This is a genomic window from Pedobacter caeni (genome assembly GCF_900129215.1).
Lineage (GTDB): Bacteria > Bacteroidota > Bacteroidia > Sphingobacteriales > Sphingobacteriaceae > Pedobacter > Pedobacter caeni.
The window spans coordinates 481,270-497,100 of sequence record NZ_FQUQ01000003.1 but is presented as its reverse complement, the minus strand read 5'-3'; the positions used below and the strand labels follow the sequence as shown (position 1 = coordinate 497,100).

Genomic DNA, 15,831 nt, shown 5'->3' with positions numbered 1-15,831 from the left:
CTGTCCTACAATCCATCCTTTTTGTTCTGCAACAAATCTATTGCGAAGCAGGAATTCTATGCTGATAAAGCTCCATCAAATATTCAGAAATACAATTTATGGGACTACGAATGCTATTTCTTGCGTTCTGTGGTGTACCGAACCAGTTGTTCCAGTCCTGTTCTTGCTTCTCCGGGTTCAAAACTGTGAAGAATATCAAAAGCTTCCTGTTGATACTGCACCATTTTCTCATTTGCGTAGCGAACACCTTCTTTAGCATTCACAAAATCAATGATCTCCTGTATTTTTGCCGGTTCATCCTGATGATTTTTCACCAGATTGATCATTCTCTTTTTCTCCGCTTTATCAGATCGGTTTAGCGCGTAAATCAAAGGAAGGGTCACTTTCTTTTCTTTAATATCTATACCCAAAGGTTTTCCAACATCATCCGTCCCGAAATCAAAAGTATCGTCTTTGATCTGGAAGGCAATGCCTACCTTTTCTCCGAACAACCTCATTTTCTCTATCGTCTCTTCGTCAGCACCGGCTGAGGCAGCACCACAGGCACAACAGGAAGCAATCAGGGAAGCCGTTTTCTGACGGATCACATCGAAGTAAAGTTCTTCGCTGATGTCCATCTTCCTTACCTTCTCTATTTGCAGGAGTTCCCCTTCGCTCATTTGTTTTACCGCTTCAGAAACGATTTGCAACAAGCGGAACTCTCCGTTATTCACAGAAAGTAATAACCCTTTGGCCAATAAGTAATCACCTACTAAAACAGCGATCTTATTTTTCCATAAAGCATTGATAGAAAAGAAGCCTCTTCTTTCATAGGCGTTATCAACCACATCATCATGTACAAGGGTTGCTGTATGTAAAAGTTCGACTAAGGCTGCACCTCTATGGGTAGATTCAATGATCCCGCCACAAAGTTTTGCAGCAAAGAACACAAACATCGGACGAATCTGCTTACCCTTTCTTTTAACAATGTAGTGGGTAATTCTATCGAGCAATGGTGCATCACTATGCATCGAAGCCTTGAATTTTTCTTCAAAGGCAGCAATGTCGGCGGCTATGGGGAGTTTTATCTGATTTATTCCTGGCATTCAGGTAAAAAAATATGTGTGCAAACATAAATTAAATATCTTTAAAAGCGTACTTTTAGTAAAAAGTTTAAAGTGAAAATAACATTTAAAGTACTTATCGCCGTTATTTTGGTGACTACCGTGGTATATTTCATGGGTCCAAAGCCGAGGCACCCCGAATATAAGACAGAGATTCCTCCTGTTCCGGACCTAAATCAACTGGAAGATTATGTGAAAAAGATAGAATCTCAACATAAAGTAAAACCCGGTAATGAAGCCGAAATCGTCTGGGCAGACTCCACTTTAAAAAATCAATCGGAATATGCGGTTGTTTATTTACACGGTTACTCCGCTTCCAAAGAAGAAGGAAATCCGGTCCACCTTCATTTAGCCAAAGAGATCAAAGCCAACTTATACCTTGCCCGGCTCGCAGACCACGGCGTTGATACCACATCGGCCATGGAATATTTCACTGCCGACCGCCTTTGGGAAAGTGCTAAACAGGCAATGGAGATTGGAAAAAGACTCGGCAAGAAAATTATCCTTGTAGGGACTTCAACCGGAGGAACACTCGCCTTAAAGCTTGCCGCAACTTATCCTGATCAGATCAACAGCCTGATTCTTATTTCACCGAATATTGAAATCAATGACAAAATGGCTTTTATGCTGAATGCACCCTGGGGATTACAAATCGCACGTTTGGCAATGGGAGGTAAGGAAAGAGTTATTGCTGGAGAATCGGCCACCTACGAAAAATACTGGTATACCCGATATCGCCTCGAATCTACAGTACAACTTCAGGAATTGGTAGAAACGAGTATGAATAAGCAGACTTTTGAGAAAGTGAAACAACCTGTTTTGTTACTGTACTACTATAAAAACGAAAAGGAACAGGATCCTACAGTAAAAGTATCTGCTGAGCTCAGTATGTTCGAAGAACTGGGTACTCCAAAAGATTTGAAAGTTAAAACTGCGATCCCTAATGGCGCGAGTCATGTACTGGGTTCCCACATTACGTCAAAAGACGTTCCGGCTGTAGAAAAAGCTATAGACAGCTTTACACATACTGTTTTAAAGATTAACTAGGCTCCGGCAGCAATATGAGCAAAAATTTGCTCCGCATGCACCCTGCTGTTTTCTATAAACCATTTATGGGTATCCATCCCACCACAAACTACCCCTGCCAGGTATAAGCCTGGCAGATTGCTTTCCATTGTTTCAGGATCATAGAAAGGCTGAGTCCCATCGCCCATTTCCACACCTAACTTTTTCAGCATTCCGAAATCAGGCTGATAACCCGTCATCGCAATCACAAAATCATTCGCAATGACCTGCTCTCCTTCCGGAGTTTTTATCTTTACCTCATCAGTAGTGATAGACAATACTTCGGAATTAAAATGAGCAGTAATTTCTCCTTCTTTAATCCGGTTTTCAATATCGGGCCTTACCCAATATTTCACATAGGAGCCGATCTCTCCCCGCCGAATCACCAGCGTTACTTTTGCACCTTTGCGGTAAGTCTCCAAGGCAGCATCAATGGCGGAATTATTTGCCCCGATGACCACTACATTCTGGAAAGCATACAGGTGCGGGTCCTTATAATAATGTGTTACTTTAGGAAGCGTTTCCCCGGGAATATCCATCAATAAAGGAATATCATAGAAACCGGTAGCAATGATGACTTTTTTTGCGGTATAACTCCTTTTAGAAGTACTTATTTCAAATACCCCATCATCTCCTTTTTTAACCCGCTCTACCCGCTCAAACAAATGAATGTTTAAAGAGAATTTTTCAGCTACTCTCCTGTAATATTCTACAGCTTCATTTCTATTTGGCTTAGGGTTGATACTGACAAAAGGGACATCTCCGATTTCAAGACGTTGGGAAGTCGAGAAGAAAGTCATAAACACCGGATAGTTATATAAGCTGTTCACCAGTGCGCCTTTCTCAACAATGACATAACTCAGTCCAGCCTTTTTAGCTTCAATAGCACAAGCCATACCTATTGGGCCGGCACCGATAATCAGTACATCGTAATCTTCCATTAATTTTTAAGTTCTTTTAAGCCTTCATTGCTTTTGACGGACAGGCAAAATCAGTACGTTTCAGTCCTGTAGATTTGATGGCTCCATAACCACCTGCAACATCGATCACATTTTCTACTCCACGTGCTTTTAGAATAGAAGCCGCAATCATAGAACGGTAGCCACCTGCACAATGAATGTAGTAAGTCTCTTTATGGTCAATCTCGTTCGTCCAGTCGTTGATATAATCCAGAGGGCGGGTTAAGGTTTGCTCCAGGTGTTCAGATTCATATTCACCAGGCTTTCTGACATCAAGCGCCTGAACATTTTCATTGTTGTTCAATACCTGCTCAAATTCCAAAGCAGAAATAGAAACGATAGTATCCAGATCTTTACCTGCTGATTGCCACATAACGATACCATCTGACAAGAAACCGATGGTATTATCATAACCTACCCTTGCCAATCGGGTAATCGCTTCTTCTTCTTTCCCCGGTTCACATACCAATAGCAAAGGTTGTTTTAAATCGGTAATTAAAGCCCCTACCCAGGGCGCAAATTGTCCGTTAAGGCCAATGTTTACCGAAGAAGGAATAAAGCCTTTAGCAAAGGTCTGTGGATCTCTTGTGTCCAGAATCAATGCTCCTGTAAGGTTGGCCATTGCTTCAAATTCATCCGGCGACAAAGGTGTCAGCCCTTTTTCATAAACGTCATCGAAACTCTCGTAACCATGTTTGTTCATGGCTGCATTCTTGGCAAAATATTGTGGAGGAGGCAAAATACCTTCCGTTACTTCTTTTATAAACTGCTCTCTTGTACTTGCTTTAAGCGCATAATTCACTTCCTTTTGGTGCCCAAGTGTATCAAAAGTCTCTTTACTCATATTTTTTCCACAGGCAGATCCAGCACCATGAGCCGGATAAACCAGCACCTCATCAGGGAGAACCAGGATTTTATTTTGTAAAGAATCATATAGGGTTGCCGCCATATCTTCCATGGTCAGCTCTCCTTTTTGTGCAAGATCAGGCCGTCCTACATCTCCGATAAAAAGCGTATCCCCTGTGAAAATACAATGAGCTTTACCATCCTTATCCGTTAACAGATAGGTAGTAGATTCGGGTGTGTGTCCCGGTGTATGCAAAGTCGTAATGGTCAGTTCGCCAATTTTAAACTGTTCTCCATCCGCTGCAATGAGTGATTTGAAGGTCGTTTGAGCAGTAGGACCATAAACAATTTCTGCACCTGATTTTTCAGCAAGGTCTACATGTCCCGACACGAAATCTGCATGAAAATGAGTTTCAAAAATATACTTTATCGTTGCATTGTCTTTTTGTGCACGCTTCAGGTAAGGTGCGATTTCGCGCAAAGGATCAATGATCGCTGCTTCACCGTTACTTTCTATGTAATATGCCGCTTCTGCTAAACAACCTGTATATATCTGCTCTATCTTCATTCCTGTCTTTATGTATTGAAACACAAAATTAAGGTTATAATTGAAGTACAGCAAATATTCGGTTTTTAATTACTTTCCAAGGATAAGACGAAATACTTAATTTCAGTATTTTTTGCTGGTATCCCCGTGGTAAGGCCTCACTTACCTTTTATCAAATGAACTCGCGCTACTAAACAACCTTCGGATAATTTCAGTTCCTGGCTATGAACTGCGTAAAATAATGATCAACTTATAAAGATCTGGCGAGCCTGAATCCAAGGTCATCGATTTTAAACGAAACCGGATGACTCCTTCTGCGGTTAGTTGCCAGACATCCCCGTTCCTGATCGCACCATCCTCCACCCCTAAAGATGCGGTAGGAACCATAAACTTCTTCGTCATAGATATCTGAACACCATTCCCAAACGTTTCCCAGCATGTCATACAAGCCCCAGCCATTGGGTGATTTTGTCCCTACTTCATGAGTTCCATTTTGTGAATTTCCTTTATACCAGGCAATCTCCTCAAGTTCGCCATACCTGGCACCTGATGTTCCTGCTTTACAGGCATATTCCCATTCTCCTTCCAAAGGAAGGCGATATCCATTTGCTTTCAGATCGCATACCACATTTCCGGCAGAACCGTTCAAGGAATAACATTCCTTTAATCCGGATTTTCGGGACATCAGATTACAAAAATCAACAGCTTCTGTCCAGCTGACCTGCTCAACGGGGTGCTTATCCCCCTTAAAAAATGATGGCGCTTTGTTGGTTATGGAAAAATACAGTTCCTGTGTTACCGGAAACCTGGCCATTAGAAAAGGGTCTATTTTCAATTCCCATTCCCGTTTGATCCTGTCATCCCGTAATACAATTTCTCCTGCAGGAATGGCAATCATTACGACGCGGTTAGCTCACCTCTTAAAGACCGCTCCATTAAAACAGCAACTTCTTCATTCGGTAATCCCTGGCCCATCAGGTACATCAGCTTGGTAATCGTAGCTTCAAAAGTAGTATCAAAACCACTGATCACCCCCATTTGCTGAAGCTTTTTACTCGTTTCATATTTACCAAGTTCCACAGAACCTCTTTTACACTGAGTGATGTCTATGATCAGCTTGCCATTATGAATGGCATCTTCCAGACTGGAAATGAACCATTCTGCTGTAGTTGTATTCCCCGAGCCAAATGTTTCCAGGACAATGGCATCTACACCGGACTTGGTAATCGCATGTACTGCCTGAGGGGAAATTCCCGGATATAGTTTCAATACACCAATATTGGAATTGAAGCTGGTATGTACTTTAAGGGCTTCAGTAGGTTGTTTGGCAATATAATTTTTGAAGAACGACAGGTGTACCCCTGCCTCCGCCAGAATCGGATAATTTGGGGAGCGGAAAGCCTCAAATTTCTCAGAATTGTATTTTATAGATCTGTTGCCACGAAACAACTGATAATCAAAATAGATACACACTTCGGGAACCATTGCTTTTCCCTGTTTCTTTGTTGCAGCAATTTCCAGCGCAGTGATCAGGTTCTCTTTTGCATCAGTTCTGATTTCCCCAATTGGCAACTGAGATCCGGTAAGGATGACTGGCTTAGAGAGATTTTCCAACATAAAGCTCAATGCAGATGCAGTAAAGGACATGGTATCCGATCCGTGCAATACTACAAACCCGTCAAATTCCTCATATTTATCCTGAATTAACTTCGCCAGTTGTTCCCAAATCAGTGGATCCATATTGGAAGAATCCAGAATAGGATCAAAAGAATGGACAGAAAGGTCATAATTTAACCGTGCCAGCTCGGGTACATTTTGTTGAATCTGTTTGAAGTTGAAAGGAATTAGAACACCGGTTTTAGGGTCGTTTACCATCCCTATGGTTCCACCGGTGTAGATGATCAGTATTTTGGTCATTGATTAAATGTTAAAAATGCTCATGGAATTCGCTGTGGTTACTTCAGCAATCTCCTCTATATTGGTCTGGTAAATATCTGCTAATTTCTCCGCAATATGAACAAGATAACTGCTCTCATTTGGTTTTCCACGGAAAGGAACCGGAGCCAGATAAGGAGAATCTGTTTCTAAAACCAGATTTGCCAATGGAATATCTTTCAGAACCTCGTCTAATCCTGCTTTTTTATAGGTCACTACCCCACCAATCCCCAGATAAAAACCAAGGTCTATCGCTTTTCTGGCTTGTTCCAGATTACCTGTGAAGCAGTGCAGAATCCCCCTTAATTTATCGTCTTTTTCTTTTTCCAGAATTTCAAAAATCTCATCAAATGCTTCTCTGCAATGAATGACAATTGGGAGGTTAAGGTCCTTTGCCCATTTAATCTGTTCAGAAAAGGCAATCTGCTGAATCTCCAGCGTTGTTTTATCCCAATGAAGATCAATTCCTATCTCGCCGATAGCGTAGATCTCCCGGTCTACAATACTTTCACAGATCTCATCCAATACCAACTCATAGTCTTCTTTTACATCACAGGGATGCAGACCAGCCATAGCGAAACAATGACCAGGGTATTTTTTGACCATGGCATCAATCTTCGCAATAGAAGCTACATCAACATTAGGCAGGAAGAGACGTTCAACTTTATGATCCAGGCATCGCTGCATTAACAGATCAAGTTTTTCAGGGTCAGTCTCGTAATATAGGTGGGTATGGGTGTCCGTAAGAAGCATGGACAAAGTTAATAAAAAAAGCCTGTCCGGAATATCCGGACAGGCTTTTCTATTTTCTTATTTTCTTAGTGTTTGTGACCTTCGTGTCCTGCAGCCGCTGGCGCTTTAGTAGCCGGAACTGGTACCACAGTAGCACCTGCTACACCTGCCGGAGCAGCTTTAGGTTTTTTAATATCAGATAACTCCACTTCAAATACCAATGGAGAGAAAGGACTGATACCACCTTGTTGCATACCACCTTCGCCATAAGCAAGGTTTGAAGGAATGATCAAAGTCATTTTACCACCTTTACCGATCAATTGTAAACCTTCATCAAATCCTGGGATTGCACGGCCTAAAGTGATCGCACGTGGACCATAAGTAGCCATAGGATTATGTTTACCTGATTCTTTAGCTATTTTCGCATCGCTGGTATCAAACACATTGTCTTTACCGTCAGATTTTTTAGTAGTTAATTTACCAGTATAGTTTACCATCATTGTATCACCTAAAACAGGTTTCTCTGCGTTACCTGGCTTGGTAATGATGTATTGTAATCCTGATGCAGTAGTGGTGGTTTTAAGGTTGTTATCAGCAATGTATTTTTTGATTTTTCCTGCTTCAGCACCTTTCAATCGATCAACGTTTGCTTTGTAATCTTTTTCAAAGAAATCTCTTGCTTTTTTCTGGAAAGTAGTATCCGCTTCACCTTTAGCTTTTTGCAAAACTTTTTCTACTTTGATGGTAAATACCATGTATTTATCTTTTGAATTCGGTGCTTTTGGTTGACCCGAATATTTAGCAACGGTATCTAAATCTAATTTGAATGTTGCACTATCACCTTCTCCAAATAAAGTCAATACATCGTTCATGTCACCAGCAAATTTTTTCGCCTGAACAGGAAACACCTGAGGCGCTTCTAAATCCCATGAATTTGTAATTACAGAATCTTTTTCAGTTTTCTGGATATAATTCAATTTAACGATATCACCTTCTTTGATTTTATCTTTACCACCATCTTTGTGGATAGTGTACATCAGGCCTCCCGGACCTTTTTTGTATTGGTTACAAGCAGCTAATCCAAGTGTTGCTGCGAAAAGAATTACTAGACCTTTCTTCATGTGGTTTTTAAATTATTTTTTTTCGTTTTTTAGTTTATTTGTTCTCCAACGGTACTCAAGAGAGCTTCGCTGTTTTCGTTTTTTTTTCTTCTTATTTAAAAGAACGATGCCTCTTACTGTAATAACTGCGTTTTATAATCTTCTAATAACGCTTTAAATTCCAGAACGGTATCAGCCAGGTTTTTATCAGAATATCCACCTGCAGCATTCCTGTGGCCTCCTCCGTTAAAATATTTCTTGCAAATTTCATTGGCAGGAAAATCTCCGGTGGAGCGCAAAGATAATTTAACTTTATCAGTTCTTTCAATAATAAATGCAGCTAGTTTTATCCCATTTACAGATAATGCATAATTTACAATTCCTTCCGTATCACCAGTTTGAATATTAAATTCTTTTAGCTCTTCTTTAGTTACTGTAATGATCGCTGTACGGTAATCGCGGAGGATTTCCAGCTTATTACTCAGACAATGTCCGAGAAAACGCAAACGGTTTTCTGTTGCATTATCATAGACCAGCTGATGAATTCTCCAGTGTTCAGCACCGCAATCGATCAGGTCTGCTGCAATCCGGTAGACGGTAGAATCCGCAGAAGGAAAGCGGAAAGATCCTGAATCGGTCATGATTCCTGTGTATAAACAGGTCGCAATGTCTTTATTCATGAATTCCCCTTCTTTCAGCTCATTTACAATAAAATCATAAACCAGTTGTGCTGCTGCACAGGCACTGATGCTCCAATGACGGTAATCATCAAAATCCTCAGGATCAAGGTGATGGTCGATCATAATCTTATAGGCATCTGCTGCCCTCACCAATTCGCCAAGTTCATTGATCCTGCTCAGGGTATTGAAATCCAGGCAGAAAATCATAGAAGCTTCTTCTACCAATCTGGCTGATAATTCCTGTTGCTCCGTGTAGATGATCACGTCGGAGTTATTGGGAAGCCAATGTAAAAAGTAAGGGTAATCCGTAGGTGTAATCACCTTTACATGGTGCCCCTTTTGGATCAGATAAGCATATAAGCCCAGAGATGAGCCCATCGCATCACCATCAGGTTTATGATGGGTGGTAATTACAATTTTCTGCGGCGTAGCCAGCAATGATTTTATTTCAGAAACAGATAGCATAATTTTCGTTGCAAAGCTAATGATTAAATGATTAATTGGAGCGTATTATATTTGAAGCTTTAATATTAACAGTATAAAATGTAATTTTGCAAAAAAATTGAAATAAGATGAGTACAAACAGAACATTTACCATGATTAAACCGGATGCTGTTGCAAACGGACATATCGGTGCAATAATCAACGACATTACTGCAGCTGGTTTTAAAATCATTGCATTAAAATATACTAAACTAACTGACGAAACTGCTGGTCAGTTCTATGCAGTTCACAAAGAACGTCCTTTCTATGCTGATTTAGTGAGCTTTATGTCTTCAGGACCTATCGTTGCTGCGATCTTAGAAAAAGACAATGCAATTGAAGACTTCAGAAAATTAATCGGAGCAACCAACCCTGCTGATGCAGCAGAAGGTACCATCCGTGCTAAATATGCAAAATCTATTGATGCGAATGCTGTTCATGGTTCTGATTCAGACGAAAATGCACAGATTGAAGGAGATTTCTTCTTTACTGCTGCTGAGCGTTTCTAGTATTCCCTCAACATCAAATTTAACCTTTCGCGTTAAAAAAATAAGCACCTCCAACAAGGTGCTTATTTTTTTAACTATACTTTGTACCTTTCCAACCAAATTAAAAACCATTGAAACTGATGAAAAGAATTTTTATCACCTTATTACTTCCGTTTTGCACACTGATCACATTCGCTCAGGCAAAAAAGAAGGCGCCTGCCGCTAAAAAAGCAACGACTCAAAAAGCAGGAGCCAAGCCTACTTTCAGGAACAGCCTTGACTCTGCCAGTTATGCCTTTGGTGCAAACATGTCCAGCAGTATGAAAAATGATGGACTTGGCAGTTTAAACTACGACCTGCTCTTAAAAGGATTAAAAGATGGTTTTGAAGGAAGACCATTACTCATCACTAAAGAACAATCACAGGCACCGATCAGCAACTTGTTTAATGGTCTGAGCAAAAAGAAATTTGCAGTCAACATTACCGAAGGCAAGACCTTTCTGGAAAACAATAAAAAACAAGCAGGTGTCCAGGTAACTCCTTCCGGATTGCAATACATCGTACTTAAAGCAGGAGATGGGATCAAACCTAAAGTAACAGATACTGTTCTTGCCCATTATAAAGGCACTTTGTTAAACGGCAAACAATTCGACAGTTCTTACGACAGAAATGAGCCACTATCCCTTCCTTTAAACAGAGTAATTGCCGGGTGGACAGAGGGAATGCAACTGATGTCTACAGGATCGAAATATAAATTCTTCATCCCCTATCAACTTGCTTATGGAGAACGTGGCGCCGGACAGGACATCCCGCCTTACAGCACATTGATCTTTGAAGTAGAACTGCTTAAAGTAAACGGCAAATAAGGCTAAAAAAACCATAGGGAGATTTTTTTGTTAATCTATAAAGCAAAAACTTATGATGACAAAAAGATATTTCCCCCTGGCAATTATTGCGTTACTATCAACCACCCTTGCAAGTTGTGAACTTGTTCAGGGCATATTCAAAGCCGGCGTTTGGACCGGTGTTATTGTGGTCGTATTGGTATTGGCCCTGATCATCTGGCTGATTAGCCGGATCTTTGGTGGCCGAAGCTAAAATCTTAAAGAAATACGATTTCTGTGATTACTTCAGAACCGGCACGCTCATTTAATTTTTCAATGATCCCGGTTCTGACCATCATCAGTTCATTCTTAATCACCGACGACTCAATCCTTACAAACAGTTTCTTCTGGGTGATGTAAATCTGTGTCGTACGGTTCCCGATCGCCACCCCCATCAGTTCGGGCCAAAGCGCAATGATGGAAGTCTCATCAAACTTGCCTTTGAGTTTATATACATTGAGCAGCTTTCCAATGCCTTCTTTTAAAGTGATGTCGTTAGGTTTACGCATGATTTACTGCTCCGTTATTTACTTCAAATAAGGTGACCGCGACATCTATTTTATTAAACACTGCCATCACCCGTTCTCTTCCTGTGTCGGTAATAAAAATCTGTCCGAAGTCATGATGGGACACCATTTCCATCAGTTTATGCATTCTGCTATCGTCCAGTTTATCGAAAATATCATCCAGCAACAGCAAAGGCTTAAAACCTTTAAACTTCTGAAGATAAGCATATTGAGCCAATTTTAAAGCAATTAAAAAAGATTTTTGCTGCCCCTGTGAACCAAATTTTTTCAAAGGCATTCCGGTAATGGTAAAAATCAGGTCGTCTTTATGGATACCGGTAGTTGTCCGTTCCAGCACCTTATCTTTCTCTATGCTCTGCCCCAGCAACTGAATAAAAGGGGTATCACTCAATTGAGACTGGTAAAACAAACTCACTTCTTCCTTATCATCGGTTAAAAACTGGTAATATTTATCAAACAAAGGGATAAAGTCCTTCATAAACTGCTCGCGCTTGGCAAAAAGCTTATTTCCCGACTGAACCAGTTGCTCATTGTAAATTTCCAGTAAAGTGGGATCATAACTCCGGGTAACCGCAATCTGTTTCAGCAAAGCATTCCGGTTTAGAAGATGCCTGTTGTACAAAATCAATTCGTCCAGGTAATGTGCATCCGTCTGCGAAACCACATTGTCCATGAAACGACGGCGCTCTTCACTCCCATCCATGATGATATTGGTATCATAGGGAGAGATCATCACCAAAGGGAACAAACCAATATGGCTGGCCAGTTTATCGTACTCTTTCTTATTCCGCTTGAATTGTTTCTTTTGATTTCTCTTTACACCACAGGTGATTTTTTCATTTTTCTCCTTGCGCTCAAAATCCCCCTGGATCAGAAAGAGATCTTCGGAAGTTTTGATCTGCTGACTGTCAATAGGATTAAAGTATCCTTTGCACAGGCACAGGTAATGTATGGCATCCAGTAAATTCGTTTTTCCTGCACCATTATTGCCTACAAACGCATTTACAGTTTTTGAAAAACTGAGACTCGCGTCGGCATAATTCTTAAAATTGAGGAGTGTAATGTTTTTTAACCACATATGATATATACAACAAAGTTACCGTTTATTTCTCTTCTCTTATTCCGTAATATTTCAGTTATTTAATCTCTCTTTACTAGATTATTAACGATCAGGTAGTTCTGTTTCCCGAAAGCCTTCAATAAAGTTTAATAAATCCGCTAAAAGGGGTTGATACTTTGATGTAAAAATGTATTTTTGCAATCCTTAATTTTTTTAAATAAAATGTCTACAACAGAAAAAGAAGTAAGTCACCCGGTAAAGAAGGGTTCCTTTTTAGAAGAAAACTCAAAAAGCCTTTTGTTCATTGCAGGCGCTGTAGTGTTATTAATTGGAGTTTACCTTTGGTACCAAAACGTATATTTAAAAAACAGAGCATTAGAAGCATCTGCAAAAATGTACAAATCAGAACAATATGTGGGTGGAGTAGATTCACTTGCCAGCAAAGCAATCAACGGCACTGCAGGTTACCCTGGTTTAGAGAAAATTGCGGAAGAGTACGACAATACCAAATCGGCAAACTTAGCCAACCTTTATTTAGGTGGTATCTATTTGCGTAAAGGCGAATTCAAAAAAGCAACTGAAGCTTTAGGTAAATATTCAGAAACAGGAAGCCCTGTTGCAGATCCATTAGCCTTAGGTTTATTAGGTGATGCTTATAGCGAACTAAAAGACTTTAAACAAGCTGCAACCTATTACAAGAAAGCAGCTGATAAATCAAGCAATAAATTTACTTCTCCTTTGTTCCTTAAAAAACTGGGATTGGTTTATGAACACCTTAAAGATTTCAAATCTGCAGAAGATGCTTACACGAAAATCAAAACTCAATATCCTGAAAGCCAGGAAGCCGCTATGGTAGATGAATTCATCGCCCGCGCTTCAGCTCAGGCAAAATAGTTGAGCAAAAAATATTATGACAAAGGTTAGCCATTACGGCTAGCCTTTTTTTGTACCCTTTACTTATATTTGCAGTATGGCAACACAACTTAAAAACCTCTCTGACTTTTCCCATACCACCATCCCTAACGGAAGCGCTTTTAAAATCGCTATCGCCGTTGCAGAATGGAATGCAGAAATCACAGGCAGCCTGTATAATGGCGCTTTACAAACCTTACTCGACAATGGGGTATTGGCAGAAAATATTGTTTCTATCGCTGTACCAGGTACCTTCGAGCTGACTTCTGCTGCTGATATTCTCCTGCAAAAACACAAAAACCTGGATGCAGTAATCTGCCTGGGCTGTGTAATTCAGGGAGAAACCAGACATTTCGACTTCATCTGCGATGCTGTAGCCCAGGGCGTAACTCAGGTAAGTGTAAAACACAGCAAACCTGTAATCTTCGGCGTACTGACCACAAATGATCAGCAACAGGCAATTGATCGTGCAGGCGGAAAACATGGCAATAAAGGCGATGAGGCTGGAATTACAGCGCTAAAAATGGCCGAGCTATTCGCTACAATTTAGCAAAGCTTTGTTTCTTCGTATTAAAATCTGTAAATTAGTAGAGGAAATTTATAAAAAAAATTAACGCGATGAAAAAAACAGCCATTTTATTGCTTGGCGTATTCTTCACCATAGCGCTTTTGGAAGCCTGCTCAAACCGTCTTTGTCCGGCATACAGCTCTTATCCCGAAAGCAGGAGAAGAAGATAAGCAAAAACATACATTTTAGGAGATTATTTGATGCAGTGGAAATATATAACTGATTTGGCACAAATCGGTGACATACAAAAAGAAACAGGGTTTAGCTTAATCTTTAAGCACAGCACCCGTTGTTCAGTGAGCATGATGGCAAAAAGACGCTTTGAAATGGACTGGGAAGCAATTCCTGAAGACACTTCTCTATACTTTTTAGATTTAATCAGCTATCGTGCGATTTCCGCACAAATAGCTGAGACTTTTCAGGTACACCACGAATCGCCACAAATCTTATTGATTAAAGATGGTGAATGTGTCCTTGATGCTTCACATAGTGACATTTCCGCAGAGGAAGTCGCCGAAGTGATTAATAATTAAAAGAAACTGTTTGCTTAAGATCAGGATGTAAGCTCAAAGCTACCGGACAGGTATGTGCCGATCTTTCGATGATCTTTTTATCCTTATCAGAATACGCATTCGAAGGGAATTGGAAGTTGACCACAATTTCCGAAACCCTTCTGGGATTTTCAGCCATGATCTTTGTGATCTCACAGGTTGCGCCATCGATACTAAATCCATGTTCATTTGCTGCGATTCCTACAATAGTCAGCATACAGTTCCCCAGTGAGGTAGCCAGCAGGTCAGTCGGCGAGAATGCTTCTCCCTTTCCCTTATTGTCTATCGGAGCATCAGTAATGATTTCATTTCCCGAACGTTCATGAACGGAAGTGGTTCTTAAACCACCATTATAAGTTATTTTTGACGTTGCCATTGTTTCAGTTTTAGAATACAAGATTAGCATATTTTTTCAAAGCAGGCAATTCAATTGAGAACATTACATCCCACAAACACTTCATTTTTATAACTATTCAAACCTATTGCTTAACTTTGCATCATGATCGCACTTCCGGTTGTTTCCGCAAACCCAGTACAACGTAAACCAGATTGGCTTAGAGTTAAGCTTCCTGTAGGTAAAGAATATGCACAAGTACGTAGTCTTGTAGATACTCATAAATTGCATACCATTTGCGAAAGTGGCAATTGCCCGAATATGGGCGAATGCTGGGGCGCTGGTACTGCAACTTTCATGATCCTTGGAAATATCTGTACCCGTTCCTGCTCTTTCTGTGCAGTAGCGACAGGCAGACCTTTGGCCGTGGACACAGATGAGCCAAACCGGGTTGCCAATTCGGTAAAGTTAATGCAGGTAAAACATTGCGTCATCACATCTGTTGACAGAGATGACCTGAAAGATGGTGGTTCTATCATCTGGGCAGAGACTTTACAGGCGATCAGAAGAGAAAGTCCGGAAACTACACTGGAAACCCTTATTCCCGACTTTAGAGGGATCTGGGATAACCTGTACCGCGTACTGGAAGAAAGACCAGAGGTGATGTCACACAATATCGAAACGGTAAGACGTTTAACCAAACAGGTCCGCATCCAGGCAAAATACGACCGAAGTTTAGAATGCCTTAAACGCATCTCCGACTTTGGCTTAAGAACAAAAACAGGTATCATGCTTGGATTAGGAGAAACTGAAGAAGATGTATACGAAGCAATGGATGATCTTGTTGCAAATGGCGTACACATCCTTACTTTAGGCCAGTATTTACAACCTACCCGTAACCACCACCCTGTACTGGACTGGATCCACCCTGATCAGTTCGCTAAATACAAAGAAGTGGGAATGGCAAAAGGATTTAAGTATGTAGAAAGCGGCCCATTGGTACGTTCATCTTACCATGCCGAAAAGCACCTGTTCGATCTGTAATCTTAAAAAGATC

Annotated in this window: 19 protein-coding genes; 8 read left to right on the top strand and 11 right to left on the bottom strand. The window is 40.6% G+C overall.

Annotated features, from left to right (window positions below; translation table 11 throughout):
• Positions 1-113: 113 nt before the first annotated feature.
• Positions 114-1,085: a polyprenyl synthetase family protein gene (locus BUC20_RS16755; protein WP_073232233.1), complete on the bottom strand. Its 972-nt coding sequence runs from the start codon at positions 1,083-1,085 to the stop codon at positions 114-116.
• Between the two features lie 72 nt (positions 1,086-1,157).
• Between BUC20_RS16755 and BUC20_RS16750 the strand changes: the two genes are divergently transcribed.
• Positions 1,158-2,150, top strand: coding sequence for an alpha/beta hydrolase (locus BUC20_RS16750; RefSeq protein ID WP_073232232.1), 993 nt, complete (start codon positions 1,158-1,160; stop codon positions 2,148-2,150).
• Here the strand turns inward: BUC20_RS16750 and BUC20_RS16745 are convergent.
• The 7 genes from BUC20_RS16745 to BUC20_RS16715 form a co-directional block, all read right to left on the bottom strand.
• A complete protein-coding gene (locus BUC20_RS16745) occupies positions 2,147-3,109 on the bottom strand; it encodes a YpdA family putative bacillithiol disulfide reductase (protein WP_073232231.1) in 963 nt (320 codons plus the stop codon). The genes BUC20_RS16750 and BUC20_RS16745 overlap by 4 nt on opposite strands.
• Before the next feature lie 16 nt (positions 3,110-3,125).
• Complete coding sequence (locus tag BUC20_RS16740; protein ID WP_073232230.1) at positions 3,126-4,541, bottom strand: MBL fold metallo-hydrolase; 1,416 nt, start codon at positions 4,539-4,541, stop codon at positions 3,126-3,128.
• A gap of 229 nt (positions 4,542-4,770) precedes the next feature.
• Positions 4,771-5,418 (bottom strand): formylglycine-generating enzyme family protein, encoded by a 648-nt coding sequence (locus tag BUC20_RS16735; RefSeq protein WP_073232229.1) that lies wholly within the window; start codon positions 5,416-5,418, stop codon positions 4,771-4,773.
• Complete coding sequence (locus BUC20_RS16730) at positions 5,418-6,437, bottom strand: asparaginase (RefSeq protein WP_073232228.1); 1,020 nt, start codon at positions 6,435-6,437, stop codon at positions 5,418-5,420. The genes BUC20_RS16735 and BUC20_RS16730 overlap by 1 nt, the downstream gene beginning before the upstream one ends.
• Positions 6,438-6,440: 3 nt before the next feature.
• Positions 6,441-7,208 (bottom strand): TatD family hydrolase, encoded by a 768-nt coding sequence (locus BUC20_RS16725; protein ID WP_073232227.1) that lies wholly within the window; start codon positions 7,206-7,208, stop codon positions 6,441-6,443.
• 65 nt (positions 7,209-7,273) lie between these two features.
• The gene (locus BUC20_RS16720; protein ID WP_073232226.1) at positions 7,274-8,308 is read right to left on the bottom strand and encodes an FKBP-type peptidyl-prolyl cis-trans isomerase; all 1,035 of its coding nucleotides are present in this window, start codon (positions 8,306-8,308) and stop codon (positions 7,274-7,276) included.
• A 113-nt stretch (positions 8,309-8,421) separates the two neighbouring features.
• Positions 8,422-9,432: a DHH family phosphoesterase gene (locus BUC20_RS16715; protein WP_073232225.1), complete on the bottom strand. Its 1,011-nt coding sequence runs from the start codon at positions 9,430-9,432 to the stop codon at positions 8,422-8,424.
• 107 nt (positions 9,433-9,539) lie between these two features.
• On the opposite strand from BUC20_RS16715, the gene BUC20_RS16710 reads away from it, so the two are divergent.
• The 3 genes from BUC20_RS16710 to BUC20_RS16700 all read left to right on the top strand — a co-directional run bounded on the left by BUC20_RS16710 (position 9,540) and on the right by BUC20_RS16700 (position 11,036).
• Entirely contained in the window at positions 9,540-9,959 is a 420-nt protein-coding gene (locus BUC20_RS16710; protein WP_073232224.1) for a nucleoside-diphosphate kinase, read from the top strand.
• A gap of 119 nt (positions 9,960-10,078) precedes the next feature.
• The gene (locus BUC20_RS16705) at positions 10,079-10,804 is read left to right on the top strand and encodes a BamJ family beta-barrel-assembly machinery protein (RefSeq protein WP_073232223.1); all 726 of its coding nucleotides are present in this window, start codon (positions 10,079-10,081) and stop codon (positions 10,802-10,804) included.
• Between the two features lie 52 nt (positions 10,805-10,856).
• Positions 10,857-11,036, top strand: coding sequence for a hypothetical protein (locus tag BUC20_RS16700; RefSeq protein ID WP_073232222.1), 180 nt, complete (start codon positions 10,857-10,859; stop codon positions 11,034-11,036).
• Between the two features lie 4 nt (positions 11,037-11,040).
• On the opposite strand, the gene BUC20_RS16695 is transcribed toward BUC20_RS16700, so the two are convergent.
• Complete coding sequence (locus BUC20_RS16695; protein ID WP_073232221.1) at positions 11,041-11,331, bottom strand: DciA family protein; 291 nt, start codon at positions 11,329-11,331, stop codon at positions 11,041-11,043.
• A complete protein-coding gene (gene recF / locus BUC20_RS16690; protein ID WP_073232220.1) occupies positions 11,324-12,427 on the bottom strand; it encodes a DNA replication/repair protein RecF in 1,104 nt (367 codons plus the stop codon). Before recF ends, BUC20_RS16695 begins: the two co-directional genes overlap by 8 nt.
• Positions 12,428-12,631: 204 nt before the next feature.
• Here recF and BUC20_RS16685 point away from each other — a divergent pair, with 204 nt between their 5' ends.
• The 3 genes from BUC20_RS16685 to ytxJ all read left to right on the top strand — a co-directional run bounded on the left by BUC20_RS16685 (position 12,632) and on the right by ytxJ (position 14,422).
• Positions 12,632-13,303 (top strand): tetratricopeptide repeat protein, encoded by a 672-nt coding sequence (locus tag BUC20_RS16685; RefSeq protein ID WP_073232219.1) that lies wholly within the window; start codon positions 12,632-12,634, stop codon positions 13,301-13,303.
• A 76-nt stretch (positions 13,304-13,379) separates the two neighbouring features.
• Positions 13,380-13,871, top strand: a complete 492-nt coding sequence (gene ribH / locus BUC20_RS16680) for a 6,7-dimethyl-8-ribityllumazine synthase (protein ID WP_073232218.1) — start codon at positions 13,380-13,382, stop codon at positions 13,869-13,871.
• 218 nt (positions 13,872-14,089) lie between these two features.
• The gene (gene ytxJ, locus BUC20_RS16675; protein WP_073232217.1) at positions 14,090-14,422 is read left to right on the top strand and encodes a bacillithiol system redox-active protein YtxJ; all 333 of its coding nucleotides are present in this window, start codon (positions 14,090-14,092) and stop codon (positions 14,420-14,422) included.
• Here the strand turns inward: ytxJ and BUC20_RS16670 are convergent.
• Positions 14,412-14,816: an OsmC family protein gene (locus BUC20_RS16670; protein ID WP_073232706.1), complete on the bottom strand. Its 405-nt coding sequence runs from the start codon at positions 14,814-14,816 to the stop codon at positions 14,412-14,414. The genes ytxJ and BUC20_RS16670 overlap by 11 nt on opposite strands.
• 123 nt (positions 14,817-14,939) lie before the next feature.
• Between BUC20_RS16670 and lipA the strand changes: the two genes are divergently transcribed.
• The gene (gene lipA, locus BUC20_RS16665; RefSeq protein WP_069379571.1) at positions 14,940-15,818 is read left to right on the top strand and encodes a lipoyl synthase; all 879 of its coding nucleotides are present in this window, start codon (positions 14,940-14,942) and stop codon (positions 15,816-15,818) included.
• The last annotated feature ends 13 nt before the right edge of the window (positions 15,819-15,831 follow it).